The sequence below is a fragment of the uncultured Phascolarctobacterium sp. genome, from assembly GCF_934190775.1.
Classification (GTDB): domain Bacteria; phylum Bacillota; class Negativicutes; order Acidaminococcales; family Acidaminococcaceae; genus Phascolarctobacterium_A.
Genome location: NZ_CAKPTG010000023.1, coordinates 18860 through 36119, shown reverse-complemented (window position 1 = coordinate 36119; position 17260 = coordinate 18860). Strand labels below are relative to the sequence as shown.

The following is a 17260-nucleotide window of genomic DNA, read 5'->3' as shown; positions in this document are numbered from 1 at the left end:
AAGATTAATCATGACGAGCTGCGCGTTGTGGCCGCTGAGGCCAAAGGCAGCATCAAACACTTATTTTTGCACTGGACAGCAGGTACCTACGGTCAGGTCTTCGACGACTACCACATCAACATTGATGAGCATGGCGAAATTTACCTCACCTGCAGAACTCTGCGCGAATATAAGGAGCACACCTGGCATCGCAACACCGGTGCCGTTGGCATCACCCTCTGCTGTGCTTTTGACGCTACTCTTAATTATCAGAGTATCCCGGATTATAAGGGGTTATGTCCCCCAACTGCGCTGCAGATTGAACAGATGGCGATTGTTGTCGCTATCCTGTGCCGGGAGCTGGAATTGGAAATCTCTTTTGACACAGTAAGAACCCATGCTGAGGTTGCCGATCAGGACGACTATGGTCCAGCTAAGCATCCAGAAGACATGCGTTGGGATTTGTACCGACTCACCGACCTGCCGGACTGCCAGAACCTGTGCCCCGGTGGTGTGGTGCTGCGTAAAAAGGCCAGAGCGTACAGCAAGGCGATGCTCACAGCTCAGCTGCTGCAGCTGCCTGAAGATCCTATGCTGACGCACCTTGCGGCGGCGTAAAGGCTAACACCCCAGCCTGCACCGCTCATCTATCAATCTTTTTTAATATCGAAAGGAGTTCTCAACTATGGCAAACATCAATCAGGAAATCATGAAACGCACTCTGGTCATCAACGTGGAGGATGGCCTCAATACCGACGGTACTACCAAGTACAAGGGCAAAAGCTTCAACGGCATCAAGACTGACGCTGCACTGGACAAGGTGTACGAGGCAGGCACTGCTATCGGCGGTCTGATGGAGAAAGGCTTCAAGGATATTGAGCTGACCGAAAAGAGCGAGCTGGCGGAAGCGTAAGCGTAAAAGAGTAAGAGATACTCTCCGTCAGAAGGCAATATGACTTCTCAGGCAGCAACTAAAAGGCTCCCATTGGGGGGAGCTGGCGCCCGTCAGGGCGACTGAGAGGGGCCTGCTGTTTCCACGCTTACGAATAGCGTTGGCTTGGCTAATCCCCTCTCCGTCATCGCTACGCGATGCCACCTCTCCCCAAGGAGAGGCTCTCTACTATCTCTCTACTACTCATCTATACTCCGATATACTCCTAATTTAACAAGAGAAATAAATTTCCAAACCCAAATTTCCAAATCAAAAATTTGCAACAAGTAAAGGAGACAAAAATCATGGAAAAATCCCTGCAATTAGTATTCAAAAACGCTGCTGGCAGCACCAAACTCATCACCATCGCCAACCCGAAAGAAGGTCTGACTAAAGCCCAAACTGACGAAGCAATGCAAAAAATCATCGCAGCCAACGTCTTCAAAACCATCGGCGGCGACCTGGTGCAGGCGGTGGAAGCCCGTGTGGTCAACCGTAACGTCGAAGTGTTGAACTAATCGGCGTACCCCCTAAGGAGTGATTCTCATGGAATTTGAAAGACTGCTTTCCGCAGCAGCGGATTATGGTTTTCCCATGCTCGTCAGCTCGTATCTTCTGGTCCGTATGGAAGGCAGAATAGAAAAGCTGAGTGCTAATATCGAAAGCCTCACCCACGTGCTGCAGGACAGGCTCGTTATGCAATTTCCATATGTACAACAGCAATAGTATATACAAGCAATATACTAAATAACTAATCATATGGCACAGGGGCTGTCGTACAAAAGTGCGGCAGCCTCTCTTTTTTATAAAAAATCTCGAAAGGAACAACAAAATGAACTATAAAATCATCTGTTATATCCTCTTTCTTCTTTTAGGCTTCGCCATCATCTTCATGGCCACCGTCGTCAAAGCGCAACCGCTTCCCGGCACATGCTACACTGCCATGGTAGTGCGCGTCATCGACGGCGACACAATCACAGTCTATGACAATACAGGCTGCTTTCACCGCATCCGCCTCGCTATGATAGATGCTCCGGAAAAGGAACAACCCTTTGGCGCGGAAGCAACCAAAGCCTTAAGCGAATTGCTTAAAGAAGGCACTGTCAGCTTGAAGGTGCACTGCATTGATAAGTATAACCGCGAGGTTGCCTTTGTAAATTGCGATGGAAAGGACGTGAGCGCCGAAATGCTCAGAAAAGGCATGGCCATGCATTACCACATGAACTTTGATAACTGCGAAATATATGATAAATTTGAAGAAGCTGCCAAGCGCCACCGCCAAAGCTTGTGGGCGCAGGATAATATAGAAACACCGTGGGATTATCGCCATAATCTCGCCAAAAGGAGACATAGCAATGTTCATAAAGACCTTTTCCAAGCCTGATTACCCCGACGATTTGGAGCTGACGGACAATACACTCGATGAAATCGCTTACGAAGATAACCATTGGGATTACATGAACCGCTTCCCTGATTACATCAACAGCGATACGATTACCAGCCTCGTTTATGAAACCGGCGACTGGTACTTTTATACTAATGATAAATACGTAGACCATTACTTCGTCCTGGCCTTTGTGAACTGGTCCAAAATGCCAGTCATCCTTTCCATGTGCGAAACGGAAGCAGAAGCGCAGGAGCAGATTAAACTTTTGGCAATAGAACTGAACAATAAATAAAAAAGACTCCGCCTACCCTTGAAAAAGAGTAAGCGGAGCATTTTTGTTGCGTATATTGAACTTAAACACAAAAACCGCCGGCAGAACCTGCAAGCCAACAAATTCTGACGACGGTTTATTTGATATCTCAAAAATTACTCTGAGTACATTTTCTTCAGCGCCAATTTATCCACCTTACCGCTTTCATTATGTGGCAGCTGCTCCATAAAGACAAACTGCTTGGGCAGCTCGTAATCCTCTAAGGTTTGCCGCAGCAGCTTAACCAGCTGCTGCTTGCCGTATTCGCACGCCGCCCCCACAAAAGCAATAAGCACATCGGCATCGTCCACATGACGGCAGATGACTGCTGCCTCCTCAATGCCTTCCAGCTCCGTCAGCGCAGCGCACACCTTGACAGCAGAAACCTTGCGTCCGTTGACGCTCACAATATCGTCCGTGCGCCCCAAAAAGTGCAAGCGTCCTTCTGCATCCAGATGTCCTCTGTCCTTCAGCGAAAACGGCAGCGAGATTTCCTCCACATGATATGGCGTATCAATGAAAATTTCTTCATTATAAACACTCACCTGCACACCCTTGAACGGACGACCGATAAGTGTGCGGTCATCCGTCATTTCCTCGGCCTTGATGTAGGTAATGTAATTCAGCTCGCTGGCACCGTAGTACAGCGTGATATCCGCATTGGGGAATACCTGCAGCAGCTTGTCCGCCTCCTGCCTGCCCATGCTCTGCGAGCCGCTGATGATACTGCGCACACGCAAATCAGGCTCACGCAGAAACTTGGGCAACAGTAAAAGCTTGGACGGAATCAGGTAGATTGCGTTCACCGCATAGCGCTGCATCAGCTGCAGCCAATGGCGCGGACGAAAGCGCTCCGTCACTACCAAAGTACCGCCTGCAGCCAGCACGCCCATATAAATATTAAGGTTGCCGGTAAAGGCCAGGCTTCCCTGACAAAAAATCACTGTCTGCTCATCAACGCCGAAGACACGGTTCTGCTCCGGGAAAAAGTCGGCCCAGCTATGATAGCTGCGCCACAACAGCTTGCTTTTGCCGGTGCTGCCGCTGGTCATAACGCCCATGCAGGCCGCTTCGGGAATAGCCTCGCAGCTGAACTGCTGATTTTTACTTACCTCGGTAGCAATAATAGGCACGGTTTTTGTACCGCTATAGGCCAGAAAGCTGATTAACTGACGGGCGATGCTGCTTTCATGGATAAAAACCGCCGGAGCGCTAAAATCAGCACGACTGCGCAGCTCGCGCGCCTCCTGCGCCAGTCTGGCATAGGTATATTCTTCTGCGTCCTCTATAAGAGCGAGCTTGTCCTGTTTTTGTTGTGCAATTAAGGTTAAGTAATCCATTTGCTTCACTCCACTCTTTCCAGCAGCAGCGCCGTACCTACGCCGCCTGCGGCAGCTACGCTGGCGGCGCCGTAACGTCCGCCCTTCTGGCGCAGTGCTTCCAGCAGGTGCAGCGTAATTATGCCGCCGCTGGCACCATAAGGATGACCGTAGGCCAGCGCCCCGCCGAACACATTGTATTTATCAGTGCTGTGCGGAAAGCTGCGGGCAAACAGCACATCAATTACAGCGAAGGCTTCGTTCAGCTCAAAGTCTGCGATATCCTGCTCCTGCAGTCCATGTTTTGCCAACAGCTTTTGCAGCGCGGTAATTGCAGTACGCGGACTTACCAGGGGATCACCGCCGCAGGCTGTGCTGCCCAGCACCCTGGCCTGCGGCTTTAAGCCATGCTCCTGCAGATATTTTTGCGAGCACAGCACTACAAAGGCCGCACCATCGTTAATCAGGCAGGAATTGGCCGCCGTAATAAATTCGCCGCCCTCCAGCACCTTGGGCATTCTGTCGAGCAGACGCTGGCTCATGCGCGGTCTGATTCCTTCGTCCTTAACGGCACCGCAGACCGGAGCGATAATATTCTGCAGCAGCCCCTGCTCGCGCGCCTGCGTCGCGAGCGCATGGCTGCGCAGTACCCATTTATCCATTTCTTCCTTGGTAATGCCCTCGCGCTTCGCTGCAAGCTCTGCGCCCTCCAGCATTACCGTTTCGCGATGAATGCCCGGCATAAATTTGGCTACGCTGTACCAGTCGTCGCCTGCATAATCGGGATGGTTAGGATTATAGCCGCGTCTTGGCTGCGTAGAGCTGCTTTCAAAGCCGCCGGCAATAATTACATCTGCTTCGCCGCTATTTATCTTGGCTGCAGCGATAGCAATGCTTTCCAAACCGCTGCCGCATTGCACATCTACCGTAAAGGCCGGCACCGAAATATCTACGCCTGCCGTCAAAGCCATCAGGCGCGCAATATTGCCGCCGGCACCCACACCGTTGCCGGCAATGATATAATCAGGCGCGCTCAGCTGATATTTTTCCATCACCTGCTTAAGCACCTCCGCCCCCAGCACCTCCGCCGGGATATGACGATACATACCGTTGACTACGCCCACGTAGCTACGCAGGCCACCTAAAATATATGCATTTTCCATCTTAACACCTCTATATCCGAAAAAAGCTGCCTGCCACCTGCCTTCCGGCAAATAGCTGACAGCTCTTAAATTATACCTTATTTATCTGTTATCATTAAAGATACGGTTAATCGGTCCTGCGATAACTGCGGCAGCCAAGCATTTAACAATATCCAGCGGAATGAAAGGCAGAGCGCCGGTCATAATTGCCTTATCCCAACCCATACCGGTAATCAGCTTCAGCTGTACAACGCCGAACACATAAATCAGCGGAATACCGATAACGCAGCCAAGCAAAGCGTAACGCTTGAAGCTGTATTTTTCACCTCTGAAATATGCCAGGAAAACAGCGGTAAACAAGAAGCCGATGATGTAACCGCCGGTAGGTCCGAACAGCTTGCCCGGTCCCGCACTGCCGCCGGTAAATACCGGCACGCCTGCCAAGCCTACCAAAAGATAAACCAGCATGGTCATAAAGGCCTGCTTAGCGTTCAGCACATAGCCTGTAAGATTTACAATCAGCGTCTGCAACGCAAGCGGAGAAAGTGAAAACGGCAGTGGAATAATAATATATGCTGATACGCAGTTCATTGCTACCATCAGCGCCATCTTAGTCATTTCCGCAGTCTTGTTGACGCTTGCTCCTCTATGATTCTTATTGATTTCTGTACCAGAAGTTGTCATTTCCATACACCAGCCTTACTATAATTCTTTAATCACAAAAACATTTATTGCTCCCACATAAGCAGCAAGCTGTCCTTCTGTCCTGTAGATGCACAACTCGTCGCCTGCGTAAACAGGAGCGACAAAGGTAATGCGCCAGTCCAGTGTTTCCAGTGCCAGCTCACGCTGCAGCCAGGCAGCCATGCACAGCCCCGGCACGATGGGATGTTCACCCTTATGGATGACGTTTTCATCACCGGTATAGGCAACATAATCTGCTATTTCCTGTGTTGTAAAGGTGTGCTTTGTCAGCAAGTCGCCCTTAATTGCCTCGGGCTCCAGCGGCTTCGTGCCTAATTTATGCTTAGGCAACACCAAAAATACCCGCAGCTCCTTAGTCAAACTGCCGTCTGCCGCAGTTCCCGCTACGCGGATGATTGATTTGCGTTCCTTCGCCAGCAGCACCTGATTCGCCATAGCCTCCGCAGGCTGATGAATATGTGCTTCTGCTCCTGCCAGCACCCAGCCGCCGAAGAATTTGGCATCGCTGTCCGCCAGCTTATGTGCAAGCTCTAACATTTTTGCATTTTCCTTTCATCTGAGCAGCTTATTGTTATCTGCTTCACGTGCTTTATTATAATGCAAGTGATGTAAATAGTCAACTTATTACATACTATTGGTTTACCATTACAGCAAAAGAAATGCCGCAAAGCATTTCCCAGCTCACAGAAGGAAGTAAACCGCTCCTCCTATCAGCAGCAGGCCTAAGAAATTGTAGTACAAAAAGGTTCTTACATATTTTCCTGCCTGCGAGGGATGCTCTGCAGCATAAAGTTTATAGGAAATAACGCTCGCCATTGAAGCAATCATCGTACCCAGACCGCCGATGTTAACACCTAAAAGCAATGCGTCTGCTTCCCTGGTCAAGCCTGCCAGCAGCATGGCCGCGGGCACATTGCTGAGGAACTGGCTGGCCAGCAGTCCGGTTAAATACGTGCCTGCCGCACTGCCCATCAGCGATTGCTGCAAATAGCTTACTGCAGGACTGTGGCTGATGTTGCCGATGAATACAAAGAAACCGGCGAAGGTCACGAGCAGACTGTAATCCACCTCCCGCAAACGACGCCAGTCGCACAAAGCAACTACGCCTGCCGTCAGCAGCAAAGCCCACAGCTTGTCGAACCAATGCAGCACAGCACCGATGTTTAACAGCAATAATCCCAAAAAGAGCAGCAATATTCCCTTAGGAGGCTGCTGCAGCTTTGGCAGCTCCAGCTTCAGCACGCTGTCCTTGCCATGGAATAAGAGCAGCAGCAGATACGCCAGCGAAATTATTCCCGGCACAGCCATTACGGCAAAAAAGCTGCCGGCGGTATAAGCATAATGCGCATATAAAAACAAATTCTGCGGATTACCGGGCGGCGTCAGCATACTGCCGAGGTTGGCAGCCAGCGTCTGCAGGATAATAATCCGCTCCATATCCATTTTTAAGGTTTTGCCGATAACCAGCGCCAACGGCACAAAGGTCAGCAAAGCCACGTCATTCGTCACGAACATTGAGCTGATATAGGTCACTGCCAGCAGCACCAGCTCCAGCTGACGCTTGCTGCGGCATTTGTTCAGCAGCTCTACCGCCAGCCAATCCAGAAAGCGTATCTCCTTTAGCTCCGCTACCACCAGCATCAGCGAAAGCAGTATCGCCAGCACGTCAAAATCTATATAGGCAAGCTGCGGCCTGCTGTAAAGGCTGCTGACCGCAGCCAAAATAACCGCTATGCACAAAACAGGCTCACGCCGCCAATAATTCTTTATTTTTTGCATCAAGAAAAAGTCACTCCCAGTTAGCCTGCGCCGCGCACAGCGCCAGCGCTGATACGCGCGCCGCACCTGCATCCAGCAGCACCTGTGCCGCTTCCGCAAACGTGCTGCCCGTAGTATAGATATCGTCGCATAGCAGTACATGCTTGCCGCGCACCTTAGCATGAGGCAACAGAGCAAAGCAGCCTGCCAGCTCCTGCTTTCTTTCTTCCGGCTTCAGCTCGTACAAAGGCTCCGTATGGCGCACACGCTCCAGCAAAACCTCCATGCCCGTGCTGCGTCCTTCCAACAGACCGGAAAACAGCTCCTGCGGCACATCAAAGCCACGCTGCCTGCGTCGCTCAGGCGCAGTCGGTACGCAGGTAATAAGGTCAAACTGCTGCAGCCAGCGCATTTTGGCCGCTGGCAGAGCAAGCTCCGCTTCCTCACGCAATAGCGGCAGCCAGCCTGCCTCACCATCAAATTTTATTTTATGCAGCGCGTCCTTAAACACGCCCTCATATTTATAAAGCAGCAGCACACTGTACAGCACATCCGTCGGCAATGGTGCCGCCTGTCCCGCCAGGTATTCCTCACGCGGACAGCAGGGCAGCTGACGCTGCAGCAGATATTCCCTGCGGCACTGCTCGCAAACATAGGCATTGTCAATATTAGTCGCACACACAGCGCAGCGACGGGGAAAAATCAGCTCCTTCGCCACGCGCCCGTAATAGGCAAAATCTCTTAACCAACGCTGCATCAGAACACCTCGCTGCTTTCCTGCAGACGCTCAGCCAGCAGGCTGTAGCGCCTTTTCGTCTTATCATTTTCCACAGCGGTACGCACCGCGTTTTTACTGCCGACAATCAGCACCTTTTCCTTGGCTCTGGTCACAGCCGTATACAGCAAATTGCGCTGCAGCATGATGTAATGACTCTGCACCATAAGCAAAATAACACAGGGATATTCGCTGCCCTGCGACTTATGCACGCTCATAGCGTAGGCCAGCTGCAGCTCCTCCACCTCACCCTGAGCGTAGGTAACGTAATTACCCTCCGGACGCTCCGGGAAGGACACCGTAACATTTTTTCCGTCTATTCTGCTGACACGACCAATATCACCGTTGAAAACATCTTTTTCGTAATTATTGCGAATCTGCATCACCTTATCACCCACGCGCAGCACATTACCCGGTATGTTCACCTCAGGCTTAGTTGCAGACGGCGGATTGATATATTGCTGCAGCAGCTTGTTCAGATTCTGTACGCCGCAGGGATTTTTGTGCATCGGCGTCAGCACCTGCACACTGCGCCAGTCACCGCCGGACGTAAGCTCGGCGTAGGTACGCGCTACAAATTCTGCAGCATCCTGCTCATTGATAAATTCCTGCAGGGCAAATTCACTGCCGGCACCAGCAAGAAAATCAGGCATCTGGCCACGGTTGATCTTATGCGCATTGCGGACAATCGGACTGACCTCTGCCTGACGGAAAACATTTTCCAAACGTACCACAGGCATTTTGCCAGAGCGGATCATATCCTTAAGCACTGAACCGGCACCCACAGACGGCAGCTGGTCCACGTCACCGACGAAAATCAGGCGACAGCCGCCGGGAACAGCCTTAAGCAGATGATATGTCAGGTTGATATCAAGCATCGAAGCCTCATCGATAATAATCGCTTCTGCATCCAGCGGGTCGCTGTCATCCTTACCGAAGTGCAGGCCATCACCCGTAGGCTGGTATTCCAGCAGACGGTGTACCGTTACTGCCGGGTGACCGGCAGAATCAGCCAGCCTGCGTGCGGCGCGCCCCGTAGGCGCGGCCAGCAGGATGCGACAGCCAGCCTGCTCCAGAACGTTCAAAATGCCCTTGACTACAGTAGTTTTACCTGTACCGGGACCGCCGGTGAGCACAAAAACACCATGCTCCAGCGAAGCATAAATTGCCTGCCGTTGCGCCTCCGCCAGCGTAATCCCGGCATCACACTCCCAGCTTGTAATAACATCATCTGCATTCACGCGCGTCACCGGCTTCGCCTGGTCGCGCAGCATCAGCAGACGCTGCGCCGTCTGCACCTCCGCCGTATAAAGATATTCCGGATACACAAGACGCATACCGCCCATTTCCTCGGTACGCAGCATATCCTGCTCCATCAGTTTGCTGAAAGTATCCTGCACCATAGTACTGTCTACCGCCAGCGCTCTTGCCGTTTCACGCACCAGCAGCTCCTCCGGCACGCAGGTGTGTCCCACACCTGCTGCCTGCGTCAGCGCGTAGGCAATGCCTGCGCGCAAGCGCTCCTCGCAGTCATGCTCCATGCCCATCGCCATAGCAATCCTGTCCGCAGTTTTAAAGCCGATGCCGGTAATATCCGTCGCCAGGCTGTAGGGATTTTCCTTGATACGCGTAATCGCCGTATCACCGTAGGCAGCCTGCAGGCGGGCAGCATAACCACTGCTCACGCCATGCGCTTCCAAAAAGAGCATCAGCTCACGCAGGCTGGAAAGCTGGCTATATGATTCACCGATAGCTGCCGCTTTTTTGGCGCTGATACCGCGCACCTGCGCCAAACGTTCAGGGCAGCTGCCTAAGATCTCCAGTGTATCCGTGCCGAAGACTTCCACAATTCTGGCTGCCGTTACCGGGCCCACACCCTTAATAGCGCCGGAAGCAAGAAAGCGTTCAATACCTGCTACCGAAGTTGGCTGCAAAACCTGCAGTGATTGTATATCAAATTGTCTGCCGAATCTGGCATGCTCAATCCAGTTGCCCTCCATAGCAACATTTTCGCCCAAGTACGGCGCATTGCCGTGATAAACAGCAGTAAAGCGTCCCTGCGCCTTATTTTCCATGCGCAGTACGCTGAACATGCCGTCATCGCTTTGAAACACTATATCGTTAACTATCGCTTCCAGCTTTTCCATTCTTTCACCGCCATACAAAACAAATGTTTTAACTATAGCTATTATTATAACATAGTTTTCTCAATTAGGATAGCAATTTGACTTTACAAGTATTATAATTTTCGCTATAATTGAATAAGATATGCACTATATATTGCTTCCGGCAGGCAGTGCCCTTATGGATATAAGGCCTGAGCCGGCATTGTATTATTGTAATTATAACTATGAGGAGTTTAAAACATGCAACCCAAGAAATTTACAGGAAAATTAATAGCCATAGATATGTACAACTGCGGCGTAAATGAAGTGAATGATACCGAAAAGGCCAAGACTCTGCTGCAGGAAGGCTGCGATGAATACCGCATGAACAGCCGCGAGCTGCTTGTTTGTCAGGAAGAAGGTCAGAGTGAATATTCTATCTCCGCTCTTTGCAAGCAAGGCCATGTAACTCTGCATGTATATCCTAAGCTCGGTTTTATCGCGGCAGATATTTTCAGCTGCTACGACGATGCAGATCCTGCAGGCATGGCACGTTATCTGCGCAACGCCTTTGACTGCGACAAAGCTAAAATCACCCTGCTGGACCGCGGCGATTTCGGCAGCAAATACGATATGAAGCCTAACCACCGCTCCAACATCAAGTTCATCCGCCGTACCCAGAACGTTACCAAAAACGTCGGCGCTCAACTGAAAAAAATGATGCTCAAGCCCCGTGGCATCTAAACGGGACTATCAGATAAACTTTTCCAGGGGTTGTATGAACAGCCCCTGTTTTTTCTTAACTCAAAGGAGATTTTACACATGAAATATTTAATGTGGGATGTAGACGGCACCCTGATTCTTTCCGGTGGTGCCGGCAAGGATGCCATGATTAAGGTTATCAAAGACTACTATTTTCTCGATGCCTTCGATTTCAACAAATCCCTGGCAGGACGCACTGACTCGGATATTATCAAAAGCGTTGTCACCCGTCTGCGCGGACGCTGCAACAGTGCCGAAGCAGCAGGCCTGCTCATCCGCTACCATATGGAGCTGCCCAAGCAGCTGCCGCTGCATAAGGGACGCGTTTTAAAAAACGTGGAGAAAACGCTGCAATATTTCTGCCAGCCGGACAGCCGTTACTGTAACTGCCTGCTCACCGGCAACACCAGCACCGGCGCCCATCTCAAGCTGCAGCATTTCGGTCTGGACCAATATTTTAACCATGAACACAGCGTCTTCGGCGAAATCAGCGAAAACCGCGAAATGCTGGCTAAGGTTGCCTTCCACCGTCTGTATATGCAAAACGAAGAAGCTAAGCCGAACGAGCTGATTTTTATCGGCGATACTCCTAATGACGTGCGCTGTGCCAATGCCATCGGCGCACCCTGCCTGATTATTTTGGAAGGCTCCGGCTATAAGCCTGAGGATTTTGCTGAAGTCAAACCCTGGAAGATAATCGACTGTCTTCCGGATGATCCCAAGCAGCTGGAGCTTTTGCTGGATGAAGCAGAAAGCTATGCAGGAGGGCAAAATGCGTAAGAATATTTTCCAGACTGTGCTTGCGCTTCTGGCTCTCAGCATAAGCAGCACAGCCCTTGCTTACAGCAACAGTGATTTAAACGCAGTACTGAACGGAGCAAGCTGCCCCGGCGGTGACCTTTCCGGCGCTGATTTATCCGGTATGGATTTATCCGGACGTGACTTTACCAACACCGATTTTACGGAAGCACGCCTTGATGATACCAATCTGGACAAAACCAAGCTGCAGGATGCCTGCTTCCAGAGCGCTCTGTTGCCCAACGCCAGTCTGCGCGGTGCCAACCTGGCATATGCCAACTTCCGCTATGCCAATGCCTCCGGCAGCGATTTCACCAACGCCAGCCTGCAGGGAGCATATCTTAACCGCTGCCAGCTGCGTGGCGCACACCTGCTGAACGCTAATCTGCAGCAGGCAAAGGCACAGGAGGCCTCTATGGACGGCGTACAGGCCGACTACGCCGACTTCAGCTTTGCCAACCTGCCCTATAGCTGGCTGCGCCGCGCCAGCTTGAAAAACGCAGTTTTTCATGGCGCTAACCTATACAGTGCCCATCTGGAGCGTAGCGACCTGACGGAAGCAGACCTGCGCAGCAGCAAGCTGGGTCACAGCAGCCTGAACAACAGCAAGCTGGATAAGGCGCTGCTGGATAAAGCATTTTTGGAATACGCCGACCTGCGCGGTGCGGAAATGAACTACACGCAATTCGGCACAGCATTTTTGGATAATGCAAAATTGGATAAATAAATATAAACCACTCAGCAAAAAAGCTCCGGCAACCGCCGGAGCTTTTTTGGCGCAACTAATCAGGAATGATCCTGTTTATTAATCGTCAGTCCTGAGGATAAAACCCAGAAGGAGCATAACTGAGATTAATCATAATATTTTTCACTTGTGTATAGTGGTTCAAAATCATCTTATGAGTTTCACGACCAATGCCGGAGGTTTTGTAGCCGCCGAAGGGAGAATGCTCCGGAATCTGGTTGTAGGTGTTCACCCACATACGACCGGTTTCCACGTTGCGTGCTACACGGATCGCCTTGTTGATATCCTTAGTCCAAACAGCGCCACCCAGACCGTATTCACTGTCATTGGCCATAGCCACAACCTCGTCCTCATCGTGGAATTTGATAACTACGGCAACAGGCCCGAAGATTTCCTCCTGTGCTACACGCATATCATTGGTTACATTGGTAATCAGAGTCGGCTTCATAAAAGCACCCTTGGCCAGCTCGCCCTCGGTAAAGCGTTCACCGCCGCAGGCAATAGTAGCGCCCTCCTGCTTAGCAATTTCCACATAGCTCAGGATTTTCTTAATCTGGGTTTCGTTAATCTGGGAGCCCATCTGAGTATCATCATGCCAGGGCAGGCCCACCTTAACCTTATTGAAGGCTTTTACTAAGGCCGGTACGAATTTATCATAAATGGTATCCTGCACGAAGATACGGCTGCCTGCACAGCAAACCTGACCTTGGTTAAAGAGAATACCCAGTTGGGCACCATCGATAGCCTGATCAAAATCGCAGTCATCAAAATAAATGTTGGCACTCTTGCCGCCCAGCTCCAATGTTGCCGGAATGATGCGTTCTGCCGCAGCCAGGCCTACGTTGCGGCCAACCTCGGTGCTGCCGGTGAAGGCCAGCTTCGCAAAGTTCTTATGCTCCAGCATATATTGACCGGTTTTGCTGCCCGCGCCGGTAATAACATTGAACACGCCTGCAGGCAGTACGCCGTCAATCAGACGGGCAAATTCCAGAATGGAAAGGCTTGCTTCCTTAGAAGGCTTCAGCACGGTGCAGTCGCCTGCTGCCAGCACCGGTGCCAGCTTCCACGCTGCCATCAGGAACGGGAAGTTCCAGGGAATAATCTGGCCAACTACGCCGATAGGCTCACGCAGAATGATAGACAGGAACTGTTCGTTGAGTACGGATGCCTGACCTTCCTCCGCCAGGATGCAGCCGGCAAAATAACGGAAATGCTCCGCCGCCATCGGGATATCTACGTTCATAGTTTCACGAATCGGCTTGCCGTTATCCATGCTTTCTACCATTGCCAGATGCTCCTTGTTAGCATCAATAATATCAGCAATTTTATTCAGCAGAGCAGCACGCTGTGCCGGAGTGGTCTTTTTCCAGGTTTTGAAGGCTTCCCAGGCTGCTGCGGAAGCTGCCTCTACATCCTCGCGGCTGCCTTGGGCGCAAACTGCCAGATGACTACCGTCCGCAGGACTTTCTGCATTATAGGTTGCACCGTCGGATGCGTCACGCCACTGTCCGTTAATATATAAACCATATTGTGCTTGTAATTTTACTTTTTCCATAATAATGATAAACCTCCTCATTTGGCTCTTGCCCTTCACGCCATTGTGATGGGACTTGTTTTTGTGATGTCACTATTGTATAATCAAAATGGTTCTATTAAAAGAATCAAAAAGCAAAAATATTTTAGAACCAAGGAGAAATATCACTCATGTTAACATATGATTTAGATAAACGCGGCAGCACACCGCTCTATGATTACTTATACCAATGCATCCGTCAGGACATCATCAGCGGCAGGCTGCAGGCAGGCGAACGCCTGCCCTCCAAGCGCACGCTGGCACAGCATCTGAGCGTGGGCATCATCACCGTGGCCAACGCTTACGCCCAGCTGGCGGTAGAAGGCTACATCACCTCGCGCGAAAAGAAAGGCTACTTCGTAGAAGACGTCAGCAGCTACCGCGTGCGCCGCAAGGCCACAGCAGCGATGCTGCCGGAGGCAGCGGAGCGCGAATACTTTGCCGACTTCAAGGCCAACCGCATCAGCCTGCAAAACTTCCCACTCGCTACCTGGACACGCCTGATGCGCGAAACGCTTTCCGTGCACAACGAAGAGCTGCTCAAAACCGTTCCCTACAAGGGCGTCTACGAGCTGCGTAAGGCTATTGCCGACTATCTGGCACACAACCGCGCTATGCAGGTCGACCCTTCGCAGATTATCATCGGCGCCGGTACGGAATATCTTTACGGCCGCCTGCTGCAGATGTTCGGCCACGCCTGCACCTTCGCCATCGAAGAACCTGGCTATAAAAAATTCGCCTCCATCTCCGCCAGCTTCGGCAATCCCTGGAAGTACATCCCTATTGATGACAACGGCCTGATGATTGACAAGCTGGAGGAAAGCGGTGCCGACGTAGTACATCTTTCCCCCGCCAACCATTTCCCCACCGGCATTGTCATGCCCGTAACACGCAGGCTGGAGCTTTTTGAATGGGTTAACCGCATCCGCAAGCGCTATATAATTGAAGATGATTATGACAGCGAATTCCGTTATACAGGACGCTTCATCCTGCCGCTGTACGCACAGGATACGCAAAGTCGTGTCATCTACATGAACACCTTCTCCAAAAGCCTGGTACCCTCGCTGCGCATCAGCTACATGGTGCTGCCGCCGCGCCTTTTGGAGCGCTATGAGCAGACCATGAGCTTTTACAGCTGCACCGTATCCAGCTTTGAGCAATATACGCTGGCACGCTTTATCTCCGAAGGCTATTTTGAACGCCATATCAACAAAATGAAAAACTACTACCGCGAGCAGCGCCACAAAATTTTGGCAGCCATCCACGCTTCACCGCTAGCCGCTGTTTCGCAGATTACCGAACGCAACGCCGGTACGCATTTTGTCCTGCATATCAACACCAAACTGACGGAAGCAGAAGTGCGCAAGGCAGCACTGGCAGCAGATATGTGCCTTTCCTTCTATTCCGATTACAGCCATAATACCGAAGAAAATAACGGCTGTACCCTCGTAATCAATTACGCTGCCATCGAAGCAGATAAAATCGCCGCAGTAATAGAAAGATTAAGCAGCCTGTTCCCCGAATGCAACCAGATAAGCTGAATAATTACAGACCAGATTTAAGCGCACACTAAAAAAGCATGCACCGCTTTACTTTGTATCTCAACCGGACATCCAGTATTATTGGTACACAGCAAGCAATGCATGCTTTTTGCTTTATTTTTTACAGCTCGATTTTCTGTACGTTAGCAATAGCCTCTTTAGCTTCAGCAATGATACGCTCCATAACATCCTTGCAGGGCAGGATATCATTCAGCACGTTCAGGCTCTGGCCGCACATAACAGTACCGTTGACAATATCGCCTTCAACAATACCTTTGCGGTTGGTGCCTGTACCCATAGCCATCAGCTCTTCTTTGGGAGCACCGGCAATTTCACGCGCAGTATACGCATCGGTAAAAGCGTTCGCCAGGCAGCGTACACCAAGATTACGGCTATAACCGGTTGCTACGCTGTCAGTATCGGTTGCCTTAACAATAGCCTCCTTGGCAGCAGGATTTGCCGGGCATTCCTCGGTCAGCAGGAAACGGCTGCCCATCTGCACACCTGCAGCGCCCATCAGCAAAGCTGCAGCCAGCGCACGACCATCGCTGATACCGCCAGCAACAAGCACCGGAACAGATTTAATCTGCGGCAGTACGTTCTCCATCAGCGCCATAGTAGTCTGCTTGCCGATGTGACCACCAGCCTCCATGCCTTCAATAACCATAGCGTCAGCGCCTGCAGCTTCAATGCGCTTAGCCAGCTTAACATTAGGCACTACGGGAATAACCTTGATGCCTGCAGCATGAAAGGCAGGAATATGCGGTACCGGGTTGCCTGCACCCAAGGTAACAAAGGCTACCTTTTCCTCGCACAGCATAGCAATGATTTCTGCAATGTTCGGAGCCATCAGCATAACGTTAACACCGAAGGGCTTATCGGACAGAGATTTTGCCTTGCGCACCTCGTCACGTGTCCATTCCACAGTACGGCCGCCGCTGCCGATGATGCCGGCGCCACCGGCGTTGGAAACTGCCGCAGCCAGCACAGCGTCACTGGTCCATGCCATGCCGCCTTGAATAACAGGATATTTTATACCTAAGAGCTCAGTTAATGTAGTTTTCATGATAATCACCTCGCAACAATTTTACACGCCTATTATATACTATTCTCCACGCAGTAATCGTGAATTATTTTTAAACTTTACTAAGTTTGTAAAGAATGTAACTATGATGTAGCTTTTAAGGTGCAAACTTACACTTAATTGTAGTTTTTTGTCCATAAAATTTGACATCAGGCTATAAAAATTGTAAAATTTTATGAGTACCCTGAAAGGCTTCAGGACTGTTGTTTTTTATTTTAAACCGCATTGGCTGCAACTAAAAGCGCTAAGGTCGAGACGGCCTGATGTATACAGTGCTTTATCAGCAGCTTGCTAAGTTCATTCCACGCAGGCTGCTCAGAAAGTGCCGGAGACGAAGAAGGTCGTC

At 50.8% G+C, this 17260-nt stretch carries 19 protein-coding genes; 10 read left to right on the top strand and 9 right to left on the bottom strand.

Translation table 11 applies throughout. From position 1 onward, the window contains the following. The 6 genes from Q0G26_RS10660 to Q0G26_RS10635 form a co-directional block, all read left to right on the top strand. A partial coding sequence (locus Q0G26_RS10660; RefSeq protein WP_293830514.1) for an N-acetylmuramoyl-L-alanine amidase occupies positions 1-597 on the top strand: 597 nt, incomplete at its 5' end. A 67-nt stretch (positions 598-664) separates the two neighbouring features. After that, the gene (locus Q0G26_RS10655) at positions 665-892 is read left to right on the top strand and encodes a DUF1659 domain-containing protein (RefSeq protein WP_293830513.1); all 228 of its coding nucleotides are present in this window, start codon (positions 665-667) and stop codon (positions 890-892) included. Between the two features lie 323 nt (positions 893-1215). Next, positions 1216-1428 (top strand): DUF2922 domain-containing protein, encoded by a 213-nt coding sequence (locus Q0G26_RS10650; protein WP_293830511.1) that lies wholly within the window; start codon positions 1216-1218, stop codon positions 1426-1428. Between the two features lie 28 nt (positions 1429-1456). Next, the gene (locus tag Q0G26_RS10645) at positions 1457-1636 is read left to right on the top strand and encodes a YvrJ family protein (RefSeq protein WP_293723511.1); all 180 of its coding nucleotides are present in this window, start codon (positions 1457-1459) and stop codon (positions 1634-1636) included. 106 nt (positions 1637-1742) lie between these two features. Beyond that, a complete protein-coding gene (locus Q0G26_RS10640; protein WP_293830509.1) occupies positions 1743-2294 on the top strand; it encodes a thermonuclease family protein in 552 nt (183 codons plus the stop codon). Beyond that, positions 2266-2589 carry a hypothetical protein gene (locus Q0G26_RS10635; RefSeq protein ID WP_293830507.1) on the top strand — a complete coding sequence of 108 codons (324 nt, stop codon included), beginning with the start codon at positions 2266-2268 and terminating at the stop codon, positions 2587-2589. Before Q0G26_RS10640 ends, Q0G26_RS10635 begins: the two co-directional genes overlap by 29 nt. Before the next feature lie 134 nt (positions 2590-2723). Here Q0G26_RS10635 and Q0G26_RS10630 read toward each other — a convergent pair whose 3' ends face one another. The 7 genes from Q0G26_RS10630 to Q0G26_RS10600 all read right to left on the bottom strand — a co-directional run bounded on the left by Q0G26_RS10630 (position 2724) and on the right by Q0G26_RS10600 (position 10453). Then, on the bottom strand, positions 2724-3947 hold the full coding sequence (locus Q0G26_RS10630; RefSeq protein ID WP_293830505.1) for an AMP-binding protein: 1224 nt from the start codon (positions 3945-3947) through the stop codon (positions 2724-2726). A gap of 5 nt (positions 3948-3952) precedes the next feature. Further along, positions 3953-5089 carry a thiolase family protein gene (locus Q0G26_RS10625; RefSeq protein ID WP_293830503.1) on the bottom strand — a complete coding sequence of 379 codons (1137 nt, stop codon included), beginning with the start codon at positions 5087-5089 and terminating at the stop codon, positions 3953-3955. A gap of 81 nt (positions 5090-5170) precedes the next feature. Then, the gene (locus tag Q0G26_RS10620; protein WP_293830502.1) at positions 5171-5758 is read right to left on the bottom strand and encodes a biotin transporter BioY; all 588 of its coding nucleotides are present in this window, start codon (positions 5756-5758) and stop codon (positions 5171-5173) included. 12 nt (positions 5759-5770) lie between these two features. After that, positions 5771-6310, bottom strand: coding sequence for a MaoC family dehydratase (locus tag Q0G26_RS10615; protein ID WP_293830501.1), 540 nt, complete (start codon positions 6308-6310; stop codon positions 5771-5773). Positions 6311-6454: 144 nt separating this feature from the next. Continuing rightward, on the bottom strand, positions 6455-7552 hold the full coding sequence (locus tag Q0G26_RS10610; RefSeq protein WP_293830515.1) for an SLC13 family permease: 1098 nt from the start codon (positions 7550-7552) through the stop codon (positions 6455-6457). Positions 7553-7562: 10 nt separating this feature from the next. Continuing rightward, positions 7563-8288, bottom strand: coding sequence for a phosphoribosyltransferase family protein (locus Q0G26_RS10605; RefSeq protein ID WP_293830500.1), 726 nt, complete (start codon positions 8286-8288; stop codon positions 7563-7565). Next, positions 8288-10453: an ATP-dependent RecD-like DNA helicase gene (locus Q0G26_RS10600; protein ID WP_293830499.1), complete on the bottom strand. Its 2166-nt coding sequence runs from the start codon at positions 10451-10453 to the stop codon at positions 8288-8290. Before Q0G26_RS10600 ends, Q0G26_RS10605 begins: the two co-directional genes overlap by 1 nt. 219 nt (positions 10454-10672) lie before the next feature. On the opposite strand from Q0G26_RS10600, the gene Q0G26_RS10595 reads away from it, so the two are divergent. From Q0G26_RS10595 to Q0G26_RS10585, 3 genes are all read left to right on the top strand, one after another. Continuing rightward, positions 10673-11155, top strand: coding sequence for an S-adenosylmethionine decarboxylase (locus tag Q0G26_RS10595; protein WP_293830498.1), 483 nt, complete (start codon positions 10673-10675; stop codon positions 11153-11155). 78 nt (positions 11156-11233) lie between these two features. Then, positions 11234-11953: an HAD hydrolase-like protein gene (locus Q0G26_RS10590; RefSeq protein WP_293830497.1), complete on the top strand. Its 720-nt coding sequence runs from the start codon at positions 11234-11236 to the stop codon at positions 11951-11953. After that, positions 11916-12698, top strand: coding sequence for a pentapeptide repeat-containing protein (locus Q0G26_RS10585; protein ID WP_293830495.1), 783 nt, complete (start codon positions 11916-11918; stop codon positions 12696-12698). The genes Q0G26_RS10590 and Q0G26_RS10585 overlap by 38 nt, the downstream gene beginning before the upstream one ends. 85 nt (positions 12699-12783) lie before the next feature. On the opposite strand, the gene Q0G26_RS10580 is transcribed toward Q0G26_RS10585, so the two are convergent. After that, entirely contained in the window at positions 12784-14271 is a 1488-nt protein-coding gene (locus tag Q0G26_RS10580) for an aldehyde dehydrogenase family protein (protein WP_293830493.1), read from the bottom strand. Positions 14272-14420: 149 nt separating this feature from the next. On the opposite strand from Q0G26_RS10580, the gene Q0G26_RS10575 reads away from it, so the two are divergent. Further along, positions 14421-15830 (top strand): PLP-dependent aminotransferase family protein, encoded by a 1410-nt coding sequence (locus Q0G26_RS10575; RefSeq protein ID WP_293830491.1) that lies wholly within the window; start codon positions 14421-14423, stop codon positions 15828-15830. A gap of 121 nt (positions 15831-15951) precedes the next feature. Here the strand turns inward: Q0G26_RS10575 and Q0G26_RS10570 are convergent, their stop codons facing one another. Then, positions 15952-16896, bottom strand: a complete 945-nt coding sequence (locus tag Q0G26_RS10570; RefSeq protein ID WP_293830489.1) for a nitronate monooxygenase — start codon at positions 16894-16896, stop codon at positions 15952-15954. Between the last annotated feature and the right edge of the window lie 364 nt (positions 16897-17260).